The 22,753-nt window shown below is 69.0% G+C and carries 20 protein-coding genes; 14 read left to right on the forward strand and 6 right to left on the reverse strand.

The annotated features are described in order from the left end of the window. Positions 1 to 16 precede the first annotated feature (16 nt). Complete coding sequence (locus AC5YDV_RS00735) at positions 17 to 1,018, reverse strand: metallophosphoesterase family protein (protein ID WP_496192314.1); 1,002 nt, start codon at positions 1,016 to 1,018, stop codon at positions 17 to 19. Between the two features lie 266 nt (positions 1,019 to 1,284). On the opposite strand from AC5YDV_RS00735, the gene AC5YDV_RS00740 reads away from it, so the two are divergent. From AC5YDV_RS00740 to AC5YDV_RS00780, 9 genes are all read left to right on the forward strand, one after another. Next, positions 1,285 to 2,775: a DUF1846 domain-containing protein gene (locus AC5YDV_RS00740; protein WP_496181684.1), complete on the forward strand. Its 1,491-nt coding sequence runs from the start codon at positions 1,285 to 1,287 to the stop codon at positions 2,773 to 2,775. A gap of 7 nt (positions 2,776 to 2,782) precedes the next feature. After that, on the forward strand, positions 2,783 to 4,369 hold the full coding sequence (locus tag AC5YDV_RS00745) for an aspartate:alanine exchanger family transporter (RefSeq protein ID WP_496181685.1): 1,587 nt from the start codon (positions 2,783 to 2,785) through the stop codon (positions 4,367 to 4,369). A gap of 113 nt (positions 4,370 to 4,482) precedes the next feature. After that, positions 4,483 to 4,755 carry a DUF6458 family protein gene (locus AC5YDV_RS00750; RefSeq protein ID WP_496181686.1) on the forward strand — a complete coding sequence of 91 codons (273 nt, stop codon included), beginning with the start codon at positions 4,483 to 4,485 and terminating at the stop codon, positions 4,753 to 4,755. Between the two features lie 416 nt (positions 4,756 to 5,171). Continuing rightward, positions 5,172 to 7,235 carry a glucose PTS transporter subunit IIA gene (locus tag AC5YDV_RS00755; protein ID WP_496181687.1) on the forward strand — a complete coding sequence of 688 codons (2,064 nt, stop codon included), beginning with the start codon at positions 5,172 to 5,174 and terminating at the stop codon, positions 7,233 to 7,235. A gap of 9 nt (positions 7,236 to 7,244) precedes the next feature. Next, on the forward strand, positions 7,245 to 8,087 hold the full coding sequence (locus tag AC5YDV_RS00760) for a PRD domain-containing protein (RefSeq protein WP_496181688.1): 843 nt from the start codon (positions 7,245 to 7,247) through the stop codon (positions 8,085 to 8,087). 36 nt (positions 8,088 to 8,123) lie between these two features. Further along, on the forward strand, positions 8,124 to 8,660 hold the full coding sequence (locus AC5YDV_RS00765) for a phosphoenolpyruvate-utilizing N-terminal domain-containing protein (RefSeq protein WP_496181689.1): 537 nt from the start codon (positions 8,124 to 8,126) through the stop codon (positions 8,658 to 8,660). Then, entirely contained in the window at positions 8,585 to 9,787 is a 1,203-nt protein-coding gene (locus tag AC5YDV_RS00770) for a putative PEP-binding protein (protein WP_496181690.1), read from the forward strand. The genes AC5YDV_RS00765 and AC5YDV_RS00770 overlap by 76 nt, the downstream gene beginning before the upstream one ends. Positions 9,788 to 9,836: 49 nt before the next feature. Beyond that, on the forward strand, positions 9,837 to 10,109 hold the full coding sequence (locus tag AC5YDV_RS00775; protein WP_496181691.1) for an HPr family phosphocarrier protein: 273 nt from the start codon (positions 9,837 to 9,839) through the stop codon (positions 10,107 to 10,109). 201 nt (positions 10,110 to 10,310) lie between these two features. Beyond that, entirely contained in the window at positions 10,311 to 11,525 is a 1,215-nt protein-coding gene (locus AC5YDV_RS00780) for a peptidoglycan DD-metalloendopeptidase family protein (RefSeq protein WP_496181692.1), read from the forward strand. 77 nt (positions 11,526 to 11,602) lie between these two features. Here AC5YDV_RS00780 and lpdA read toward each other — a convergent pair whose 3' ends face one another. Next, a complete protein-coding gene (gene lpdA / locus AC5YDV_RS00785; RefSeq protein WP_496181693.1) occupies positions 11,603 to 13,000 on the reverse strand; it encodes a dihydrolipoyl dehydrogenase in 1,398 nt (465 codons plus the stop codon). A 67-nt stretch (positions 13,001 to 13,067) separates the two neighbouring features. Between lpdA and AC5YDV_RS00790 the strand changes: the two genes are divergently transcribed. Then, the gene (locus AC5YDV_RS00790; protein WP_496181694.1) at positions 13,068 to 14,591 is read left to right on the forward strand and encodes a UDP-N-acetylglucosamine 1-carboxyvinyltransferase; all 1,524 of its coding nucleotides are present in this window, start codon (positions 13,068 to 13,070) and stop codon (positions 14,589 to 14,591) included. A 107-nt stretch (positions 14,592 to 14,698) separates the two neighbouring features. Here AC5YDV_RS00790 and pdxY read toward each other — a convergent pair whose 3' ends face one another. Then, positions 14,699 to 15,556 carry a pyridoxal kinase PdxY gene (pdxY, locus tag AC5YDV_RS00795; RefSeq protein WP_496181695.1) on the reverse strand — a complete coding sequence of 286 codons (858 nt, stop codon included), beginning with the start codon at positions 15,554 to 15,556 and terminating at the stop codon, positions 14,699 to 14,701. 150 nt (positions 15,557 to 15,706) lie between these two features. Here pdxY and AC5YDV_RS00800 point away from each other — a divergent pair, with 150 nt between their 5' ends. The 3 genes from AC5YDV_RS00800 (at position 15,707) to AC5YDV_RS00810 (ending at position 18,250) form a co-directional block, all read left to right on the forward strand. After that, positions 15,707 to 16,501: a glycerophosphodiester phosphodiesterase family protein gene (locus AC5YDV_RS00800; RefSeq protein ID WP_496181696.1), complete on the forward strand. Its 795-nt coding sequence runs from the start codon at positions 15,707 to 15,709 to the stop codon at positions 16,499 to 16,501. Next, a complete protein-coding gene (locus tag AC5YDV_RS00805; protein WP_496181697.1) occupies positions 16,498 to 17,844 on the forward strand; it encodes an MFS transporter in 1,347 nt (448 codons plus the stop codon). The genes AC5YDV_RS00800 and AC5YDV_RS00805 overlap by 4 nt, the downstream gene beginning before the upstream one ends. A 73-nt stretch (positions 17,845 to 17,917) precedes the next feature. Then, a complete protein-coding gene (locus tag AC5YDV_RS00810; protein WP_496181698.1) occupies positions 17,918 to 18,250 on the forward strand; it encodes an RNA polymerase-binding protein RbpA in 333 nt (110 codons plus the stop codon). 14 nt (positions 18,251 to 18,264) lie between these two features. Here the strand turns inward: AC5YDV_RS00810 and AC5YDV_RS00815 are convergent, their stop codons facing one another. Genes AC5YDV_RS00815 through lnt form a run of 3 tightly spaced genes read right to left on the reverse strand, consistent with a single transcriptional unit; the run spans position 18,265 to position 21,274 of the window. After that, positions 18,265 to 18,786 carry an FxsA family protein gene (locus tag AC5YDV_RS00815; RefSeq protein ID WP_496181699.1) on the reverse strand — a complete coding sequence of 174 codons (522 nt, stop codon included), beginning with the start codon at positions 18,784 to 18,786 and terminating at the stop codon, positions 18,265 to 18,267. Then, positions 18,783 to 19,649 carry a polyprenol monophosphomannose synthase gene (locus tag AC5YDV_RS00820; protein WP_496181700.1) on the reverse strand — a complete coding sequence of 289 codons (867 nt, stop codon included), beginning with the start codon at positions 19,647 to 19,649 and terminating at the stop codon, positions 18,783 to 18,785. The genes AC5YDV_RS00815 and AC5YDV_RS00820 overlap by 4 nt, the downstream gene beginning before the upstream one ends. A 14-nt stretch (positions 19,650 to 19,663) precedes the next feature. Further along, positions 19,664 to 21,274, reverse strand: a complete 1,611-nt coding sequence (gene lnt, locus AC5YDV_RS00825; RefSeq protein WP_496181701.1) for an apolipoprotein N-acyltransferase — start codon at positions 21,272 to 21,274, stop codon at positions 19,664 to 19,666. A gap of 33 nt (positions 21,275 to 21,307) precedes the next feature. Between lnt and AC5YDV_RS00830 the strand changes: the two genes are divergently transcribed. Then, the gene (locus tag AC5YDV_RS00830) at positions 21,308 to 22,642 is read left to right on the forward strand and encodes a dipeptidase (RefSeq protein WP_496181702.1); all 1,335 of its coding nucleotides are present in this window, start codon (positions 21,308 to 21,310) and stop codon (positions 22,640 to 22,642) included. The last annotated feature ends 111 nt before the right edge of the window (positions 22,643 to 22,753 follow it).

Here is a 22,753-nt window from a genome sequence, read left to right on the forward strand (position 1 = left end):
TGCGTCAGGCCCTGCGTCAGGCCCCGCGTCCGGTGGACCCGGCGTCGGGCTCGGCCGGCACCCCGTCGCCGGACCGTCCCTCGGGGGAACCCTCGGACCCGGGATCCGCGTCCTCGCGCGGCTCGACGTCCGCGTTCGGATCCACGAAGAGCGTGTCGACCCGCCGGGGGCCCAACAGCGTCCGCTTGGCGACGTGCAGGTAGTTGTTGGCGTCCGGCTCGACCCGCCACCCGACCAGTGACAGGGCACCGTCGACCAACTCCAGACCGGTGATGTAGTGCGGGAACACGCAGCACCCGGTGTTGAAGTACGGCAGGTCGTCGCCGCGCGGGAAGCGCTCCCGGTGGGTGTGCCCGCAGATCAGGGGGACGCCGGTCCGCTTGATCCACTTGTTGTAGTTGCGTTCGACCTTGTGGCGCTTGAAGCTGTTCTGGATCGGGCTGGACGGGCTCTTGATCCCCAACTTGTGCATCCGGCGCCAGAACAGCCGGAACGTGAAGCGGGTCAACCGCCAGTTCTGGTCGTTGCTGAAGTCGCCCTGGTGCCCGTGCACGGTGAGCAGTTCCCGTCCGGTCTCCCTGTGGCGCAGGAGGATCGCCTCATGGACGATGAGCCCGGGCAGGAAGTGTTCCTCCACGCCGGTGTGGGGGTTGGGTGCCCGCTCGTAGTGCTCACGGACGAAGTCCGGGTCGGCGAGGTCGAAGTCGTGGTTGCCGAACATGCGGTACAGGCGACCGGCTTCGTGGAACTTCTTGATCTCGGCGAAGACGATCCCGTTGGCCTTGATGATGTGGCGCGGGCTGTACTCCCAGAGCTCATCGTTGTCCCCGGCCTCGATGAGCGTGTAGCCCTCGTCGTAGTAGTGGCGGACCGCAGTCACGAAGATGTTCTTGTTCTTGACGAACTCATCGCTCATGCTGCCGTCGCCACGATGGCTGTCGGACAGCCACACGAACTTCGAACTGTCATCGAACTCCACGACCGTGGCGTCGCGATAGGCGCCGTTGAGACGCTGCATGGTCTTCATCGAACCTCCGAACCAGACGTGGTTCCAGAGTATCCACCCCGCTGATGCGGTCACCACACCCGCGGGTGTCGTCGCGGGTGCCGGCCCACCCGCGACGATCAGGCGCTCCCATGCGATCGCCCTTCACGAGCGGGATCCGGGTCGCTGAGGCCCGCGGGTCGATCGAACCACCGTGACCTCGTCTGCCGCTGCCGTTCTGGTCCCTGAGGGGTCCGGTCGGGGATAGGATTCCGCGGGTCGTCCAGGACGGGGGAGAGATGCGCAGGATCGGGTTTGACCGCGAGAAGTACCTGGCCCTCCAGTCGGAGCACATCGAAGCCAGACGCCAGCAGTTCGGGGGGAAGCTCTACCTCGAGTTCGGCGGCAAGTTGTTCGACGACATGCACGCCTCGCGTGTGTTGCCGGGCTTCACCCCCGACAACAAGATCGAGATGCTCACCCAGCTGGTGGACGACGTCGAGATCGTCATCGTGATCAGCGCCGAGGATCTGGCGCGGAACAAGATGCGCGCCGACCTCGGCATCGGCTACGACGCCGACACCCTGCGCCTGATCGACGAGTTCCGGGGGCGCGGGTTCCTGGTGGGCAGCGTCGTCATGACGCACTGGTCGGACGACAACAGGCCGGCCAAGGCGTTCCGGCGCAAGCTGGAGCGGCTGGGCGTCCGGGTCTTCCGCCACTTCCCGATCAAGGGCTACCCCCACGACGTGGTGGGGATCGTCAGCGAGGCGGGCTACGGACGGAACGAGTACGTCGAGACGTCACGCGACCTCGTGGTGATCACCGCGCCAGGTCCCGGCAGCGGCAAGATGGCGACCTGCCTGTCGCAGGTCTACCACGACCACAAGCGGGGGGTCGCGTCCGGCTACGCGAAGTTCGAGACCTTCCCGATCTGGAACCTGCCCCTGGACCACCCCGTCAACGTCGCCTACGAGGCCGCCACGGTCGACCTCGACGACGTGAACATGATCGACCCCTTCCACTTGGCGGCGTACGGCGAACAGGTCGTCAACTACAACCGCGACGTCGAGGTGTTCCCCGTCCTCAAGGCGCTGTTCGAGCGGGTGCTGGGGGAGTCCCCCTACAAGTCGCCCACCGACATGGGCGTCAACATGGCGGGGCACTGCATCAGCGACGACGACGTGTGCCGCGAGGCCTCGAAGCAGGAGGTCATCCGCCGCTACTTCAAGGCGCTGGTGCACGAGAAGCGGGACGAACTCGAGCCCCAGCAGTCCGACCGGGTCGCGCTGCTGATGGGCCAACTCGGCATCACGAAGGAGGATCGTCCGACGGTGACGGCGGCACTGGAGCTTGAGAGGAAGACCAAGGCGCCGGCGTCCGCCATCGAGCTGCCGGACGGCACGATCGTGACCGGCAAGACGTCCGCGCTGCTGGGCAACTGCTCCGCGATGCTGCTGGACGCCCTCAAGGCGCTCGCCGGGATCGATCCCGAGGTGAAGCTGCTGGCGACCGAGACGATCGAGGCGATCCAGACCCTCAAGACGGGGCACCTCGGCAGCCGCAACCCACGCCTGCACACGGACGAGGTGCTCATCGCCCTGTCCGTGAGCGCCAACACGGACGACAACGCCCGGCGTGCCCGCGCGGAACTGGGGCAGTTGCGAGGTTGCGACGTGCACACGACGACGATCCTGGGCACCGTGGACGAGGGCATCTTCCGGAACCTGGGCGTCAATGTGACGTCCGAGCCCGTCTACCAGCACGCCCGGTTGTACCGGAAGAAGTGAGGTCGCGATGCCGTCGGTCTGGGCCTGGTTGGCCACCCACCCGGAGGTCCTGCTCTTCGGCCTGATCAGCCTCGGAATGGCGCTCGGCCACGCGTCCTTCCGCAAGGTGTCGCTGGGGGCGGCCGCGGTGCTGTTCGTGGCGATCGCCGTGTCGGCGGCGGCATCGGCGCAGGGGCAATCGCTGGAGATCCCGGCGGCGTACGCGCACCTCGGGCTGGCTCTGTTCACCTTCTCGGTGGGCGTCTCCTCGGGCGCGGCGTTCTTCAACTCGCTGCGGACCCAGGCCGTCGCGATGCTCGGGGTCGCGCTCGCGATCATCCTGGGTGCGGTCGTCGCGTTCACGCTCGGTCCGGTCTTCGGGCTGTCGGTGGAGGAGGCCGCCGGCACCTTCGCCGGGGCGCTGACCAACACGCCCGCCCTGGCGGCGGCGGGCAACAGCCCCGCCGCGACCGTCGGGTACTCGGTGGCGTACCTGCTGGGCGTGCTGGGCATGCTCGGCGTCCAGCAGTTGGCGCTGCGCCACCGCGCCGAGGACGCCGACACCCCGGCCCCCCTGACCCAGGTCAACGTCCGCGTGGAGCGGGTCGCGCCGGGCACGACGGTCCGCGACCTCACCACCCTGCACGGTGACCAGATCTCGATCACCCGCGTCCGGCACGAGGAGGAGGGCCCGGTCGAGCTCGCGCACGACGACGAGCGGCTCGAGGTGGACGACGTCATCACGGTCGTGGGCCCGGACGACGTGGTCGCGCAGGTGGTGGGGGAGTTGGGCCACGAGTCGAGCCACCACCTCGCCCAGGACCGCGCCACCCTGGACTTCCGGCGGGTCACCGTGTCCGACCCCAAGCTGTCGGGGCGGACGCTGGGGGAGCTTGACCTCGAGGAGAGGTTCGGCGCCACTGCCTCTCGGGTGCGGCGCGCCGACGTCGACATGGTGGTGCGGCCGTCCTACGTGCTGCAGCTGGGGGACCGCGTGCGGGTGGTCGCTCCGCGCAGCCAGATCTCCAAGGTGAGCGAGTTCTTCGGCGACTCCAGCCGTGGCCTGACGATCATCAACCCGATCGGTCTGGGGCTGGGCCTGGCGCTGGGCTTCGCCCTCGGCTCCCTCTGGCTCCCTCTGCCCGGTGGGGGCACGTTCGTGCTCGGCTCGGCCCTGTGCTGCCTGCTGGTCGGACTCGTGTTCGGGCGCGTGGGACGCGTCGGGCCGCTGGTGACGACGTTGCCGTTCACCGCCACCGCGGTGATCAGCGAGCTCGGGCTGCTGATGTTCCTCGCCCAAGCCGGATCGCGTGCCGGGGCGCAGATCCTCGCGGCGTTCGCGTCGGGGCAGTGGCTCGGCATGCTCGGGCTGGGAGTCGTCATCACGGTGGTCGTCGGCCTGGCCGTCTACTTCTTCCAGCGCACGGTCATGAGGATGGGCGGGACGACCCTCTCCGGCCTGCTCGCCGGGGCCCAGACCCAGCCGGCACTGCTGGCGTACGCCAACGAGCAGACCGGGTACGACTACCGCGTCACCGCCGGCTACACGACGGCCTATCCCACGGCGATGGTCACCAAGATTCTCGCCGCGAGCTTGCTCGCCCTGTTTGCCTGAGCCGCTTGCGCCGGTCCAGCCCCTCCGCGGCGCCCTTCCGTGGCGGCAACCGTCTGGCTAGCATGAATCGCGAGTGGGGTCACCAGGACCCCTGGCCCGAAAGGACCACTCGCATGCGCATTGTCAACATCGGAGGACCCATCGCCCTCGGCGTCATCGGCGCCATCCTGTACTTCGCCATGTCCGACCTCATCAGGGGTGTGGACACCAAGATGGTCGGCCTCATCCTGTTGGTGGCCGCCTTGCTCTGGCTGGTGATCGGCCTGATCGCCAACCGTCCGCGCAGCGCGGTGACCACGGAGCGCACCAACGTCCAGGACGTGGGTGGAACCCGCGGCACCGGCGGACAGTCCGTGGAGCGCGAGGTGCGTCACGACGAGATCTGACGTGTTGTCGTGAGGAGGGCCCCGGGTTGGAACCCGGGGCCCTCGTTCTTGGTCAAGGTGAACGATCGGTGACCACCAATCCGACGCGGCGGGCCGGGGGAGCGCGGTCTGCTCCGTGAGGGGCGCTCATAACTTTGAGGGCGTTCCCTCGGGGTGCCGAATGTCATAATGTGCATTATCGGACAGTTGGTCATGGGGTCGCCGGAACACCTCTCGGACCGCTGCAGGCAGCCTCCATCCGGCTCTGGCAGCGCGTGCTTGCCAAGCGCCCAGAAAGCGGCGTATTGTTTCGCCCGTCGCCATGGCAGGCGACACAGGGTTGTTACCCGCGAGGGGCAAGACCTGAGATGCGTTCACCGCGTCTCAGGTCTTTTTTGTTTCCAGGCGCGGGCCAGAGCAAGGAGAAGGGATTCACAGTGGAACCCACCACCACTTCGGCTGCACAAGCCATCGTTGACGCCGTCGGCGGCGCCGACAACATCACCAAGTTGACCCATTGCGCCACTCGGCTGCGCTTCGACCTGAAGGATGCCGCTCTCGTCGATTCCGCTGCACTGGACGCCAACCCGGTCGTCCTCGGCGCGGTGCCCCAGGCCGGCGATCGGCACCAGGTCGTCATCGGCGGCGGCGTGCAGGGCGTCTACACCGACATCATGAACCTGCCGAGCATGCGTGCGTTGGGGTCCGGCCAGGTCTCGGACGCCGACGTCAAGGCGGCCGCCCGCGCGAAGGCTCGCGGCAAGGTCGCCTGGCTCGATGCGTTCTTCGAGTACCTGTCCGACAGCTTCCGCCCGTTGCTGGGCGTGCTGCTGGGCGCATCGCTCATCATCGCCGGCGCCGCGGTGCTGGACGCCCTCGGGTTCGTCGACTTCCGTGCCGCCGACAAGGCGGCCGGCTGGGTGTTCGTGGACACGATGTGGCGCGGCGTGTTCTACTTCCTGCCGATCATGGTGGCCTTCAACGCGGCCAAGAAGCTCAACATCGACCCGTGGGTCGGCGCCACCGTCATGGGTGCCCTCATGACCCCGGAGTTCATGAGCCTGTCCAACCCCGAGCGCTTCCCCGACACCGTGTGCACCCCGAGCCCGATCCCCGGTGCTGACCCGACGTGCGTCGCGGACATCTTCGGCCTGCCCATGCAGCTCAACGGCTACGGCGGCCAGGTGTTCGTGCCGCTGATCATGGTCGCGGTGCTCGCCCTCGTCTACAAGGGTTGGAAGAAGGTGTTCCCGGAGAACGTGCAGATGGTGTTCGTGCCGTTCCTGTCGATGCTCGTCATGATCCCCGTGACCGCCTTCCTCATCGGCCCGCTCGGCATCTGGCTCGGCACCGGGCTGGGTACGGGCCTGTCGTGGATGAACTCCAACGCCCCGTTCGTGTTCGCCATCCTCATCCCCATGGTCTACCCGTTCCTCGTGCCGCTCGGCCTGCACTGGCCGCTGAATGCACTGATGCTGGCCAACATCCAGACGCTCGGCTATGACTTCATCCAGGGCCCCATGGGCGCGTGGAACTTTGCCTGCTTCGGGGCCACCGCGGGCGTGCTCCTCCTGTCGATGCGTGACAAGGACGTCGTCATGCGTCAGACCGCCACCGGTGCCCTCGCCGCAGGCCTGTTCGGTGGTATCTCGGAGCCGTCGCTGTACGGCATCCACCTGCGGTTCAAGCGCATCTACCCGCGCATGCTCGTCGGGTGCTTCGCCGGCGGCCTGACCATCGCGATCCTCGGGTCCCCGTTCGGCGGCGTGAAGACCTCCGCCTTCGCCTTCACCTCGCTGTTGACGATCCCGGTCTTCGACCCGATGTGGATCTACGCCATCGCCATCGCCGTCGCGTTCTTCGTCGCCATGGCCCTGGTCGTCGTGTCCGGGTACAAGGACAAGGAGGCGCCGGAACTCGCCACCGTCGGGGCCCCGGCCGCGGCCGTCGGAACGTCCGTCACCGAGCCGCAGTCCTCCCCTGCCCCGCAGTCCTCCCCCGCTCCGCAGGCCGCCTCCGTGCTCGTGGCGTCCGGCACCACCACGGTCGGTTCGCCGGTCGCGGGTCGAGTCGTGAGCCTGGACGATGTCGAGGACAAGGTGTTCTCCTCACGCACGCTCGGTGAGGGTGTGGGCGTGGTCCCCAGCGAGGGGCGGTTCGTCGCGCCGGTGGCCGGCACGCTCGCCACGGTCACCAAGACCGGGCACGCGTTCGGCATCAAGACCGACAACGGCATCGAGGTGCTGGTCCACATCGGCATCGACACGGTCCGTCTGAAGGGCGAACACTTCACCTCCCACGCGGCCAAGGGCCAGCGCGTCGAGGTGGGTGACCTGCTCGCCGAGGTCGACCTGGACGGCGTCCGCGCCGCAGGCTTCGACACGACGACGCTGGTGACGGTGACCAACACCAAGATGATCACCAGCAACGGCGGGGGGGTGACGCCCTTCCCCGGTCAGGAGGCCGGTGCCGGCTCCCCCATCATCGACGTGACACGCTGAGGGCCTTCCATGGAGATCCTGCGCGTCTTCAACAACAACATCGTCCTCGCCAGGGACAGTAGTGGCGGCGAGGTCATCCTGACCGGCCGGGGCATCGGCTTCCAGGCCCGCCCCGGCCAGCAGGCCGACCCAGCCCAGGTTGCGCGCGCATTCTTCCCCGCGGACGGTCGGGACCCCGACCACCTCGCGGCCCTGCTCGGGGCCATTGCCCCCGAGCAGGTCAGCGCGGTGGCGTCCGCCCTCTCCGATGCCGGCCTGGGGGATCTTGCGGAGACCACCCCGACCCTCGTCATCGCCCTGGCCGACCACCTGGGCTTCGCGCAGAAGCGTCAGGCGCAAGGCATCAACGTGGAGTACCCCCTCTTCGCGGAGATCACCCACCTGTACGGGGACGAGTTCACCAAGGCCAACCACGTGCTCGCCGCCTTCAACTCCCTCACGGACCGGCCCCTCCCCGAGAGCGAGGCGGTCGCCATCACCCTGCACATCGTCAACGCGGGAATGGCGACCGGTGACCTGTCGTACACCTACACGATGACGGGCGTCATCCAGCAGATGATCGAGGTCATCGCGAGCACGTTCGACATCGAACTCGACGCGACGTCCGTCAGCGTGGGCCGGCTCATCACGCACCTGAGGTATCTGTTCGTCCGCATCCACCAGCACCAGCAACTCGACAGCGATCCCTCCGCGGTGGGGCTGGCGATCCGGCAGGCGCACCCCCAGGCGCTCGCGTGCGCGCAACGCCTCGCCCAGATCGTCGAACTGCGCCTGGGGGCGGCGCTCACCGACGACGAGGTGTCCTACCTCACCCTGCACGTGGCCCGGGTCGTAGAAGCTCGTCGGGCCTGAATCCGAGACGACGTGACCATTCGGAAAGGAAGTCACATGCCCACCAGCATCGTGCGCGGCACCGGGGTCGTGGGCGGCTACGCCTACGCGCCGGTCGCTTGGACACGCCCGGCGCCCGTTCCCCCCGCGAACACCGCCCTCGTCGCCGAGGATGCGCGTGCAGCCGAGGCCACCCGGTTCACCGAGGCTGTGGCCGTGGTGGCCGGACGGTTCGCCGACCGTGCCTCCGCGGCCACGGGTGTCGCTGCTGAGGTGCTGGGCGCCACCGCAGCACTCGCCCAGGACCGCGGCTGGAGCCGCGCCGCGATCAAGCTGGTCAAGGCCGGCTCAACAGCGGAGTCCGCCACGGACCAGGCCATCGGGCAGTTCATCACCCAGTTCGAGAAGCTCGGCGGCCTGATGGCCGAACGCACCACTGACCTCAAGGACATCCGCAACCGGGTGGTGGCAGAACTCATGGGCCTGCCCGAGCCGGGGATCCCCAGCCGTCGTGGCCCGTGGTGCTGTGCGCCGAAGACCTCGCGCCGGCCGACACCGCCGGGCTCGACCCGACGCTCATCCGCGCGCTCGTGACCCGCCTGGGCGGGCCCACCTCCCACACGGCCATCATCGCGCGGCAACTGGGCATCCCCTGCGCCGTGGCCGCCTCCGCGCTGGACACGGTGGCGGAGGGGACGCCGGTGCTCGTGGACGGCACGTCCGGCATCATCACCCTCGAACCGGACGCCGCCGAGGCTCAGCGCCTCGTCGCCGAGGACGCAGCACTGAGAGGGAAGATCCGCGCCTGGACCGGACCCGCGGCGACCGCCGACGGTTACCCCGTCCAACTCCTGGCCAACGTCCAGGACGGCAAGGCCGCGGCGAAGGCGTCCGCCTCACCCGCCGAGGGCGTCGGACTGTTCCGCACCGAGCTGGCCTTCCTGACCGCCCAGACCGAGCCCAGCGTGGCGGAGCAGGCCCGCGTCTACGGCGAGGTCTTCGCCGCCTTCAAGGACAGGAAGGTCGTCGTGCGCACGCTGGACGCCGGCTCCGACAAGCCGGTCCCGTTCGCCAACCACGACCGGGAGGAGAACCCGGCCCTCGGCGTCCGGGGGATCAGGCTCGGATGGTCGAACCCGGGACTGGTCGAGCGCCAATTGGACGCCATCGCCCAAGCCGCGGAGGACAACGGGGTGAGCCAGGCATGGGTCATGGCCCCCATGATCGCCACCGTCGATGAGGCCCACGAGTTCGCCACGCAGTGCCGCGAGCGCGACCTGAAGCCGGGCATCATGGTCGAAGTCCCCTCAGCCGCGCTGCTGGCGGACCAGTTCCTCGCCGAGGTCGACTTCTTCTCGATCGGTACCAACGACCTCACCCAGTACACGATGGCCGCCGACCGCATGGGCAGTGCTCTGGCGCAACTGACCGACCCGTGGCAGCCGGCCGTGCTCGCCCTCATCGCCCTGGCCGCCCGAGCCGGCGAGCGGGCCAACAAGCCGGTGGGCGTGTGCGGCGAAGCGGCCGCGGATCCCCTCCTCGCCTCCGTCCTGGTCGGCCTCGGTGTGACGAGCCTGTCCATGGCGACGAACGCGCTCGGCGCCGTGGGCGTCCAGCTGGGCAGGGTGACCCTCGACCAGTGCAAGGACGCCGCCGCGCGCGTCCTCGTCGCTCGGAACGCGCGCGACGCCAAGGAACTCGCCGCCCGCCTGCTCGGCTGACGGCTCGAACACAAACACAACAACACCAACCAACAAAAAGGAGAAACACATGCCAAGCAAGACCGTCGTGGTGGGATCGTCCGTGGGCCTGCACGCCCGTCCGGCAGCCATCATCGCCGAGGCCGCCGCGCAGTACGAGGACGATGACGTCACCCTCACCCTCGTGGGTGGGGACGATGACGAGGGCGTGGACGCGGCATCGAGCCTGATGATCATGACCCTCGGCGCCGAGTGCGGCGCGCAGGTCGTCGTCTCATCCGACAACGCCGAGGCCGTCGACGCCATCGCGGCGCTGATCGAGAAGGACCTCGACGCCCAGTGACCTGATCGCTGGGAGCAGGCGCCGTCGCCCCCCGCGTCCGGGACTCAGGAATCTCTCAGGCGAGGGTTGAGGGTTCAACCCCCGAAACCGTCACCTCGCTTGTAGAGAGCCTCCCGGCGGCGCAAGCATGCTGGCAGGCCACCTCACCCCCTGGGCCGACGTCCGTACACCCATGTCCGGCTCGAGGAGTGAGTCAGCACCGTGCGCAACCATGCCCGTCTCGTCTCGGCGATCGCATCAGCCCTGTTGGGCTTCACCGGCGTCGTCGTGGTCTCTCCCCCGTCCGCCGCCGCGGCGGAGACCCGGGTGGTGTGCAACAACGACTGGGTCCGCGTGCGGTCGGCCGCCACCACGTCCTCAGCTGAGCTCGGTCGACTTGATCGAGGTGCGGTGTTGTCGGGCGTGCAACAGGGCTCCTGGTTCCGGCTGGGCAAGGGCGGGTTCGTCGCCGCGTACTACACGTGCACCTCGCCGACCTCACCGGCTCCCCCGTCGGTCGCAGCAGCGGCGGGCAGCCGTACCCACCAGGTGTGCCGGACGCCCTCGGTCCGCGTGCGTGAGCGCGCGACCACCACCTCGCGCGAGCTGCGGCGCCTCGCCGAGGGAACCACGATGTCGGGCACGATGCAGGGCTCCTGGCTCCGCCTGAGCGACGGGTCCGGCTACGTGGCGCGCTACTACGCCTGCGCGGCGCCGCCCCCCTCCCCCACGAACGCCTCGGCGCCGGCCGCCCCGGCACCGTCGGTCGCAGCAGCGGCGGGCAGCGGTACCCACCAGGTGTGCCGGACGCCCTCGGTCCGCGTGCGTGAGCGCGCCACCACCAACTCGCGCGAGCTGCGGCGCCTCGCGGAGGGAACCACGATGTCAGGCACGATGCAGGGCTCCTGGCTCCGCCTGAGCGACGGGTCCGGCCACGTCGCGGGCTACTACGCCTGCGCCGTGCCGACCCCCTCCCCCACCACCGCGCCTTCTGGCACCCAGGACAACGGCACCCCGCTGCTGCAGCCGACGGCAACCCTCGGCAGCCCCACCAGCGCTTTCGGTCCGCGCTTCCACCCGATCCAGCGCGTGTGGCGCCTGCACAACGGCATCGACATCGGCAATCGCGCGGGCGAGGCCGTGCTCGCAGCTGAGTCGGGCGTCGTGACCACCGTGACCCAGGACCCCTCGGCGGGCCTGCACGTCAAGATCCACCACGGCACGGTTGCCGGGACCGCCGAGGTCGGTTCGGGCTACCTCCACCTGGAGTCGGCGGACGTCGCTCCCGGCCAACACGTGGTGCGCGGCCAAGTGATCGGGCGGGTGGGCTCCACCGGCCTGTCGACCAAGCCGCACCTGCACTTCATCACCTATGAGTCCGGCGTACCGGTCAACCCCGAGAAGTACCTGGGGCCCCTGTCCTCGCTTCGGGCCTGACCAGCTCCTCCGGCGTCCAACACGAGAGGGACGCCGCGCCCAACGGCGCGGCGTCCCTCTCGTGTTCGGTGGCGGGATCAGAAGTTGATCATGTGCCCGACAGAGCCCTCCACGGCCTCCTTGATCGCCTCCGAGAGCGTCGGGTGTGCGTGCACCGCGCGGCCGACCTCGTGGGCCGTCAGGTCCCACTGCTGGGCCAGGACGAGCTCGGGCAGCAGCTCCGTCACGTCGGGGCCGATCATGTGGGCCCCGAGGAACTCGCCGTGCTCGGCGTCCACGACGACCTTGACGAAGCCGGTCGCGTCGCCCAGGCCCCAGGCCTTGCCGTTGGCCGAGAAGGGGAACTTGCCGACCTTGACGTCGTAGCCCTTCTCCTTGGCCTGCGCCTCGGTGTAGCCGAACGAGGCGACCTGCGGCTGGCAGTACGTGGCGCGCGGGATCATCACGTAGTCGAGCGGCATCGTCTCGGCGCCGGCGATGGTCTCCGCGGCGATGACGCCCATGGCCTCGGCGGTGTGGGCCAGCATGAGCTTGCCGGTCACGTCGCCGATGGCGTAGACGCCTTCGACGTTCGTGCGCATGTACTCGTCGATGACGATCGCGCCGCGGTCGGTGGCAACGCCCGTGTTCTCGAGCCCGTAGCCCTCCAGGCGCGCGGCGAAGCCCATGGCCTGCAGCATCTTGTCGGCCTCGAGCACCTTGGCCTCGCCCCCCTTGGCGGGCTCGACGGTGACGCGGACGCCGGAGCCCGTGTCCTCCACCTGGGTGACGGCGGTGCCGGTCAGCACCTTGATGCCGAGCTTCTTGTAGGCCTTGGCGAGCTCGGCCGAGACGTCCGCGTCCTCGTTCGGGACCATGCGGTCGAGGTACTCCACGATGGTGACGTCCACGCCGTAGGAGTTGAGGACGTAGGCGAACTCCGTGCCGATGGCACCCGAGCCGCCGATGATGATCGACTTGGGCAGGTTGTCGGCGAGGATCTGCTCCTTGTAGGAGATGACGTTCTCGCTCCATTGCGTACCGCGCAGCAGCTTCGTGGTCGCACCGACGCCGATGATCACGTTGTCGAAGGTGACCGTCTCGGTGGCACCCTCATTGGTGGCGACCTCGATGGTCTTGGCATCCTTGAACGTGCCCCAGCCGTGGATCTCCTGGATCTTGTTCTTCTTCATCAGGTAGTGGATGCCACCGACCATGCGCTCGGACACCTTGCGGGAGCGCGAGAACGCGACACCGTAGTCGAGCGAGATGTCGCCGCTGATGCCGAAGGTCTTCGCCTCCTTGGTCACGATGTGCGCCAGCTCGGCGTTCCGCAACAGGGACTTGGTGGGGATGCAACCGATGTTGAGGCACACCCCGCCCCAGTACTCCTTCTCGATGATGGCAACCTTCTTGCCCAGCTGGGCGGCACGGATGGCGGCGACATACCCGCCCGGGCCTGCTCCGAGGACAACGACGTCGAAGTGAGAGCTCATGCGCGACACTCTATTACTGGCAACCGACCTCGGGAGAACGCGGTCGTCCGCGCTAAAGTTGATCGGCGTGACCCAGAACAGCTCTGAGAGCCTCGGCCGACTCATCCGCGACGCGCGCATGCAACGCGGACTCTCGCCCGAACAAGTGGCGAGCGCCCTCGACATCGACGCGTCGGACCTGCGCGCGATCGAGACCGGAGCCCGCGAGCTCGACCTGGCCAAGGTGACCGACATTGCCACCACCCTGCAGGACCCGACCCTCGCGCCGACCGCGCGCACCATGCACCTGCGCATCAAGGGCGGCACCAAGCTGTCCGGAAGCATCGACGTCCGCTCGTCGAAGAACGGCGCCGTCGCCCTGCTGTGTGCGTCGCTGCTGAACAAGGGCCGGACCGTCCTGGAGGGCATCGCGCAGATCGAGGAGGTCAACCGCATCCTCGAAGTGTTGTCCTCCATCGGTGTGAAGGTCACCTGGTCCGACGACAAGTCGGAGCTCGAGCTCATCCGCCCCGACGTGCTCGACCTCGCCGGCATGGACGTCGAGGCGGCCCGCAGAACGCGCTCCGTGATCATGTTCCTCGGACCGCTGCTGCACCTGCTGCCCGAGTTCCAGCTGCCGTACGCGGGCGGCTGCAACCTCGGCACCCGCACGGTCACCCCTCACCTGCAGGCCCTCCAGTACTTCGGGCTCGAGGTCAAGGCCACGGACGGTTGGTACCACGCCCACGTGCGCGAGACGGGTGAGGGCGTCCGCCACATCACGCTCACCGAGCGGGGCGACACGGTCACCGAGAACGTCCTGATGGCCGCGGCCCTCTACCCGGGCACGACCGTCATCCGCAACGCCTCACCCAACTACATGGTGCAGGACGTCTGCTTCTTCCTGGAGGCGTTGGGCGTCCAGATCGAAGGCATCGGCTCGACGACCCTCACCGTCACAGGGGTGGCGGAGATTGCCACCGACGTCCGGGTCGCCCCGTCCGAGGACCCGATCGAGGCCATGAGCCTCATCACCGCCGCTGTGGTGACCAAGTCGGAAGTGACCATCCGTCGCTCCCCCATCGAGTTCCTGGAGATCGAGCTGGCGATCCTCGCCGACATGGGCCTGAAGTTCGAGCTGTCCGAGGAGTACGCCGCAGCCAACGGCAGGACCCGCCTCGTCGACATCACCGTGTTCCCGAGCGAACTGCACGCCGCCGTGGACAAGATCCACCCGATGCCGTTCCCGGGCCTGAACATCGACAACCTGCCCTTCTTCGCGGTCATCGCCGCCGAGGCCGAGGGGCGGACCCTGATCCACGACTGGGTGTACGAGAATCGCGCGATCCACCTGCTGGACCTCAACAAGCTGGGGGCCAACACCCAACTGCTCGACCCGCACCGCCTCGTGGTCAACGGCCCGACGCGCTGGCGCAGCCAGGAACTCGTGTGCCCGCCGGCCCTCCGTCCGGCCGTCTGCCTCCTGCTGGCCTCGATGGCGGCGCGCGGCATCACCGTGCTGCGCGACGTCTACGTCATCAACCGTGGGTACGAGGACCTGCCGAACCGCCTCAACAAGCTGGGCGCCGACATCCAGACGTTCTTCGACTGACGGTTCCCTCTCCTCCACCTCCGCCACGCCGCCTGTGAGACATTTCCGGGTGGCACAACCCCAAGGATCCTTGGGGTTGTGCCACCCGGAAATGCATCTGGGAGGGGTCAGCGCAGGCGCGTGACCTCGAAGTGGTGGCGCGGGGCGACCAGGTCGTCCTGAGCCGCCACCAGGGCAAGCTCGCGCTGGTCCTCCTGCGTGGTCCTCTCCAGCACCGAGTAGACGACGTCCGCGGTGCGACCCACGGCGTCCGCCAAGGAGCCGGACTCCAGCAGGGCCGCGAGGAACACGGACGTGGTCAGGTCGCCCGAGCCCGTGAACGTCCGCCCGAGCAGCGGCGTCGTGACCGACCAGGCGCCCTCGCTGTTGACGGCCACCATCGTCACCGTGTCGGGGTCGGCGTCCTCGGTCACCACCGAGGTGACCAGGACGACGTCCGGCCCGACCTCGCGCAGGGAGTGCGCGGCCTCGATGACCTCGCCGATCGTCCCGGTGGCCTCGCGCCCGGTCAGGAAGTTCAATTCGTAGTGGTTGGGCGTGAGGATGTCCGCCGCCGACACCACCTTGTCGCGCACGAACTCGGGGATGCCGGGCAGCACGTACATGCCGCGACCCACATCTCCCATGACCGGGTCGCAACAGTAGACAGCCCGCGGGCTGCGCTCCTTCACCAGCTCGACGACCCTGAGGATCTCGGCACCCATCGCCGGAGCACCCTGGTAACCGGTGAGCACCGCGTCCACCCGGGGCAGGACGCCGAGGGCGTCGATGCCGTCCACCACGTCCTGCACATCCGTGGGCCGCAGGAGCGGGCCCTTCCACTGGGGGTAGGACGTGTTGTTGCTGAAGTGCACCGTCAGGACCGGCCAGACCTCACAGCCCATGCGCATGAGCGGGAAGGTGGCGGCGCTGTTCCCCACGTGGCCGTAGGCGACGGAGGACTGGATGGAGAGAATCGTGGTCACGAAGGACCATTCTGCACCAGCGCGCCATTTCGCCCGGTGTGGGTGTGCGTGCTCGGGCTCGCCCGTTCGCGTGCCCGGGCTCGCGCGTGGGAGCGAGTGTCGCGGCGGACGTTCACGCGCAGGACACCCGAGGTGCCTAAGGTGAGCAGCATGCGGGGGAGACGTGCCGAGAGCCATGACTACTTCGCGACCCGCTTCATCGCGCTGGCGCACCGTGGCGGCATCACCGAGGACGCGCCCGCCGAGATCGAGAACAGCCTGCGCGGGTTCCGCGCGGCCTGGGAGTTCGGCTTCACGCACTTGGAGACCGACGTCCACGTGACGTCAGACGGGACGCTCGTCGCGTTCCACGACGAGGTCCTCGACCGCGTGACCGACGCCTCAGGTCGCCTCGCGGACCTGCCGTGGGCGGAGGTCGGCCGCGCCAGGATCGGTGGCTCCGAGCCGATCCCCACGCTCGACGAACTCCTGGACGGGCTCCCCCGGGCCTGCTTCAACATCGACCTCAAGGCACCCGGCGCGATCGAGCCCCTCGTACGGACCCTCGATCGCCACGCCGCCCACGCGCGGGTGTGTGTCGGCAGCTTCCGCACCGCGAGCCTCACGCGCTTCCGGGCCCTCACCGCTGGACGGGTGGCCACGTCGGCGTCCCCCGTCGAGGTCGGCGTGTTCGGGCTGGTTCCCGGCGTACGCGCCCTGTGGCCGCTCGGCGCCCAGGCGTTCCAGATGCCGGTCCACGAGCCGCGCACGGGAATCCGGCTCGTCACGCGCCCGATGATCGAGGCCGCGCACCGCCGCGGCGCCGTCGTGCACGTCTGGACGATCAACGATCGCCCCGAGATGGAGCGCCTCATCGACCTTGGCGTCGATGGCCTCGTCTCCGACGACCTCGCCACGCTCAAGGCCGTCTTGGTCGAGCGCGATCTCTGGGAAGGACACTCATGACCGACAAACCCGCGCGACCCGTCGAGGGCTCCGCGCTCGAAGGCAACCGACCCAGCAGCGGCCGCAAGGTCTGGGCCTGGGCGATGTGGGACTGGGGCACGCAACCCCTCAACACGGTCATCATCACGTTCGTCTTCAGCGTCTACATCACCGGCAAGGCGTTCGGCCCCGAGAACGAAATCGCCTCGGCGCTCGCGCTCTCGACCGGCCTCGCGGGCTTGGTGGTCGCGCTCATCGCCCCGGTGCTGGGGCAGCGGTCCGACCGGACGGGCCGCACCGTCCGCAACCTCAGGTGGCAGACGTGGCTCATCGCCGCTCTCGCCGCGTCCCTGTTCTTCGTCCGACCCGACCCGGCGTACCTGTGGCTCGGCCTGGGCATCCTGGCCGTGGCGTCCATCATCGGCGAGATCGCCAACGTGAACTACTACTCCCTGATCGAGGAGGTCTCCACCAAGGACAACGTCGGACGGGTCTCCGGCTTCGGCTGGGGGCTGGGCTACCTCGGCGGCATCGTGGCCCTGCTCGTGCTCTACTTCGGGTTCATCTCCCCCGAGGTCGGCCTGTTCGGCGTGACGAACGCGGACGCGCTGGACATCCGCGCCTCCATGGTCGTCTGCGGCATCTGGATCCTGCTCTTCACCATCCCGACCTTCGCGACCCTGAAGGACCGACCCCGAACCGAGGAGCCCGCCAAGGTCGGCGTCGTCGCGTCCTACCGTCTGCTGGGCCGCTCGATCGCCAACCTGTGGCGGTCCAGCCCCCACACCGTGTTCTTCTTGGCGGCGTCCGCCCTGTTCCGCGACGGACTCTCCGGCGTGTTCGCGTTCGGCGCCGTCCTGGCCTCGCTCACCTTCGGCTTCGCGCCCGGCGATGTGATCATCTTCGGCGCGGTCGCCAACATCGTCGCCGGCATCTCGACGATGTTGTTCGGGCTCCTCGACGACAGGATCGGCCCCAAGAAGGTCATCCTGATCTCCCTGGTGGCGTTGGTCGCGCTCGGCCTGGGCATCTTCTTCCTCCACGACCGGGGGCAAATCGTGTTCTGGACCCTGGGCATGGGCATGACGGCCTTCGTCGGACCCGCCCAGTCGGCGTCGCGCTCGTTCCTGGCGCGGCTCATCCCCGAGGGCAAGGCGGGCGAGATCTTCGGGTTGTACGCCACCACCGGACGGGCGATCTCGTTCCTCTCCCCCGCTGCCTTCGGTCTCGCCGTGACGCTGGGCGCCACCTTCACCGGTGAGGAGAACACCGCCTACTGGGGCATCCTCGGCATCGTGCTGATCCTGCTGGCGGGCCTGCTGGTGCTGATCCCGGTCAAGGAGCACGGCCACGACGTCGGCTGAGATTCCCCACGCCGACCCCTTCGGGAACAACGGCCGGGCCCGGTAGCGTTGGAGTGGACGAAGGGAGGACGCCATGGCAGACAAGGCACTCAGGGGTCAGGGCCTGGGCTCGAAGAGCCTCGCTGATCCTGCAGGAGTCGAACTGGCCCCGCGCCAGGAGACCGGTTTCGACTGCCCCAATGGGCACCACTTCTCCATTCCGTTCGCCGCCGAGGCCGAACTCCCCACCGAGTGGGAGTGCCCGAAGTGCGGCCAGATGGCTCGTCGCTCGGACGGTGTCGCGCCGGAACCCAAGGAGGTCAAGCCCGCGCGCACCCACTGGGACATGCTGCGCGAGCGCCGCTCCATCGAGGAGCTGGAGGACATCTTGGCCGAGCGGCTCGAGGAGATCCGCAAGGAACACTGAGGCAGGAGCGCCGGTTACTCCTCGATCTCCCCACGGATCACCGTGGGGTCATCGGGGCGTGTTCGGCGCTTCTCGCTGCCCGGGTCCTCCCGGTCCACCGCCTCACCCGGGACGACGGTGTCGGGACGCAGTTTCGTCTCGATCAGGTCGGCCCGGTCGCGGTAGCGCCGCGTCGCCGCGTTGAGGACGGCTTGGACGCCCTTCCGCGCCATCGGACGCGTCAGCGGCACCAGGCAAATGATGCCCAGGACGTCGGTCACGAATCCCGGGAGCATGAGCAGCAGGCCACCCACGAGGACGAGGGCCGCGTCCGAGATCGTGCGGCCCATCGCGTCCGGGTCGGCCTGCGCCTCACGCAGGGACGACCAGGCACGGCTGCCCTCGCGCCGCAGCAGGTAGCCTCCGACGGCGGCCAGGGCGAGCAGGATCAGCAACGTCCATCCCACGCCGATCTGGCCGGCGACCCACGCCAGCAGGCCGATCTCGGCGACGGCCAGCAGGCCGAGGCCGATCATGACCCAGACAGCCTTGCTCATCGACTGCTCCCGCCGCCCTTGCGGACGTGACGGACGGCTTCTCCCGCCGCCCGGGACACCGCCCCGACGAAGCGGCCCGCGACCCGGCCCAGGCGGTCGGCGCCTCCGAACCCTCGGTCAAGGACGTCCTTCAATTGGGCGCCACGATGCTTCAGGCCGAGTTCGGTGGTGCGAATCATCGCTTCCTTGACGACATCGCCACTCATCTTCGACTCCCCCGCGGTCCGCTCGATGAACTCGATCGGGACCTCCTTGATGCGGAATCCTCGCTTGTGCGCGTTCCAAGTCAGGTCGCGCTGGATGCCGTAGCCCTGACCGTCGATCGGGTCGTCGAGAATCGCGCGGAGCGTGTTGGCCCTGAACGCGTTGAGGCCGCCGGTGATGTCCCTGACGGGCAGGCCGAGCATGAGCCGGGTGTAGATCGAACCACCGCGACTCAGCAGTTCACGGTGCAGGGGCCAGTTGACCACCGAACCGCCGGGCACCCAGCGGGAGCCCTTGACCATGTCGGCACCGTGCAGCGCTGCGAGCACGCTCGGGAGCTGCTCGGGCTGGTGGGAACCGTCCGCGTCGAATTCGACGATGACGTCGTAGTCCCGCTCGAGTCCCCAGGCGAAGCCGGCCTTGTAGGCGGCGCCGAGGCCCTCCTTACCGACGCGGTGCAGGACGTGGATGTGGCCGTCTGACGCGGCCAGCTCGTCGGCGCGGCGTCCGGTGCCATCGGGCGAGTTGTCGTCCACGACGAGGATGTGGGCCTCGGGTACCGACGCGCGAAGCCGACCGGTGATCATGTCGACATTGTCGATCTCGTTGTAGGTCGGGATGATGACCAGGATCGACCCGAGATCGGCGTACTGCGGCATGGGGTTCAAGCTCCTCACTGGCCGGCTGCGTCCGGCACACCCTCCAGTGTCCCACTCCGGCGAAGCCGTGTCCGGGCGACGAGGCAGAGGGTGACCCCGATCAGTCCCTGAGCGGCCAGGACGTACTCCACCCAGCGGGACGTGGTCATGGCGGGCGTGGTGGTCGTCCGGAGGGGCATGGTGTGGACGCCGGACGCGGAGACCGAGTCCGGCACCCGATCGAGGACCTCGCCACGCTGCCCGATCAGCCCCGAGATCCCGGACGTCGTCACGACCAGGATCTCGCGACGCGTCTCGGCGGCCCGGACGCGCGTCGCGGCGAACTGCTGGTCGATCTGGATGGTGCCCTGGTACATCGCGTTGCTCGACTGGACGATCATCAGTTGGGCGCCGCGGGCGGCCTCGAACACGGTCTCGGGGTAGATGACCTCGTAGCAGATGGCCACGCCGATCGTGATGGTGCGGCCGTCGGGCAACGTCGCCTCGAACGACCCCGGCATGGTGCCCGGCACGGACTGGTACCCCACGTACTCCAACTGCGGCACGAGCGGGAGGAAGAAGTCCCGGAACGGGATCCACTCGCCGAAGGGCACGAGGTTGCGCTTGGCGTAGACGAGGTCCGGGCCGGACGCCTCGTCCCACCACACCGCGACCGTCTGGCGCTCCTCGCGGGAGTCGTCGGTGTAGATCGAACCGACGAGGATCGGCAGGCCCGCATCCCGCACGGCGCCCTCGACGGCGCGGCGGGTGGGGGCGTCCTGGCGGGGATCCATGTCGGTGGAGTTCTCGGGCCAGACGACGAAGTCGGGTTGCGGCACCGTGCCCGCCGCGATCTCGTCCATGAGCACGGCCGTCTGCTCCTGGGAGTTGAACGTCACCGTGCGCGCGGGGCCGAGCCCGTAGACACCACCGCCGGGCGCTCCGGACTGCACCCAGCCGACGTCGACGCTCCCCTCGCTCGAGGCCGACGGCACCCAGGCGGCACCGGCCAGCCCGATGGCCACGGTGGCGACGGCCGTGCCGAGGAGCAGGACGGCGCGGCCGATGGTCGGCCGGTTGAGGACGTGCGCGAGCAGGTGACCGAGCAGAGCGACCAGGAACGTCACGGACGCCGCCCCGGTCAACGGGTAGAAGCCGGCGAGCCAGGAATCGAGTTGGGTGTACCCCAGGCGCATCCACGCGAAGCCGTCGAAGGGGAAGACCGAGGACACCCACTCCATCAGGGTCCACGCGCCGGCCCCCCACCAAGGGGCGAGACGGTGGCGTCCGGTCAGGTGCAGGGCGCCGCCGAGCGCGGCGTAGAACAGGCTCATCACGAGCGACAGGCCCGCGTACGACAGAACCATGATCGAGGTCTGCCAGATCAGGGAGGTGAACATGAAGGTCAGGCCGAACGTCCAACCGACCACCAGCCCCGCCCGGACACCGCCGGTGCGGGAGGTGGCCCACGCGAGCGACGCGACGGCGACGAAGGCCAGGGGCCACGCGTTGAACGGCATGAACGACGCGGACGCCAACAGCCCGCCGATTCCGGCGACCGGGGCGAGGACCCACCACGGGTGGGGGCCGGCCACACTCGTCCGGTGTCGCCGGTCGGAGGGCGCCTCGAGTGCCTGCGATGTCACCCGGGCAGCCTACCCGGGCGTAGGGTTTCGGCCATGACTGACCTGCGTGACCGCGTCCATGCCCTGATCCCCGCTGTCCTGGAGGACCTCTCCCGCCTGGTGGCGATCCCCTCGGTGAGTTCCTTGCCGGACCACCAGGCGGACGTGCACCGCACGGCCGAGGCAGTCGCCCAACACGCCCGCGACCTGGGCTGCCCCGATGTTCGCATCGTCGCCGAGGGCGGCCGGCCCGCGGTCATCGCGCGCTTCCCCGCCCCCGAGGGCGCCCCCACCGTGTGCCTCTACGCCCACCACGACGTGCAGCCCACCGGCGACCGGTCCCTGTGGACGTCCGACCCCTACACCGTCACCGAGCGCGATGGCCGCCTGTACGGCCGCGGGGTGGTCGACGACAAGGCCGGCGTCGCCGTCCACCTGGCCGCTCTCCGTGCCTTCGACGGGAAGCCACCGGTCGGCGTCACGCTGTTCATCGAGGGCGAGGAGGAGGTCGGCTCCCCGTCGCTCGCCACCATCATGGAACGCCACGCCGAACTGCTGGCCGCCGACGTCTACGTGATCTGCGACTCGGCCAACTGGGAGGTCGGGACGCCCGCGTTCACCACCGCGCTGCGCGGGCTTGCCGACATCGTCGTCCAGGTCGACACCCTGGACCACGCCCTGCACTCGGGCCAGTACGGCGGCGTCGCCCCCGATGCCCTGACCACGCTGGTGCGCCTGCTGGCCACCCTGCACGACGCGGACGGCAACGTCGCGATCGAGGGACTCGTCAGCGAGGAGCCGTTCGCGCTGGAGTACCCCGAGGACCGACTGCGCGAGGAGACGGGCCTGCTCGAGGGCGTCCGCTTCACGGGGACGGGACCGGCGGCCGACCGCATGTGGGGCCGCCCGTCCGTGACCGTGCTCGCCATCGACTGCACCCGCGTCGCCGATGCCTCGAACACGCTCGCCCCCACCGCACGCGCGAAGGTGAGCATGCGCCTGGCCCCGAGCCAGGACGCGCCTTCCGCCCTCGCGGCGCTCAAGCAGCACCTGCTGGACCACGCCCCCGACGGGGCGCGGGTGAGCTTCGGCCACACGGAGGCGGCCGACGGTTCGCTGGTCACGCTGTCCGGAGACGTCGCCGAGGCGGCTCGTCTCGCCTACTCCGAGGCGTTCGGCACCCCGGTCGTCGAGGTGGGCCAGGGCGGCTCGATCCCGCTGGTGGGTGCGTTCCAGAAGGCCTTCCCGTCGGCGGCCGTGTTGGTCACGGGCGTCGTCGACCCCGATTCGCGCATGCACGGCATCGACGAGTCCTTCGACCTGGCCGACTTCACCAAGGCGTGCATCGCCGAGGCCGACCTGCTGCGTCGCTTGGGCGAGTCGAACTGACCGTTGCGCCACCTGGACCACACGACCCCGGCGTCGCTGACCCCCCGAAGCCTGTGACAAGGGGCGATGAACTCGAGCCGGGTGAGTCGATGGACCGGATGTGGTCCCGAT

This window comes from Propioniciclava sp. LT432, from assembly GCF_059515965.1.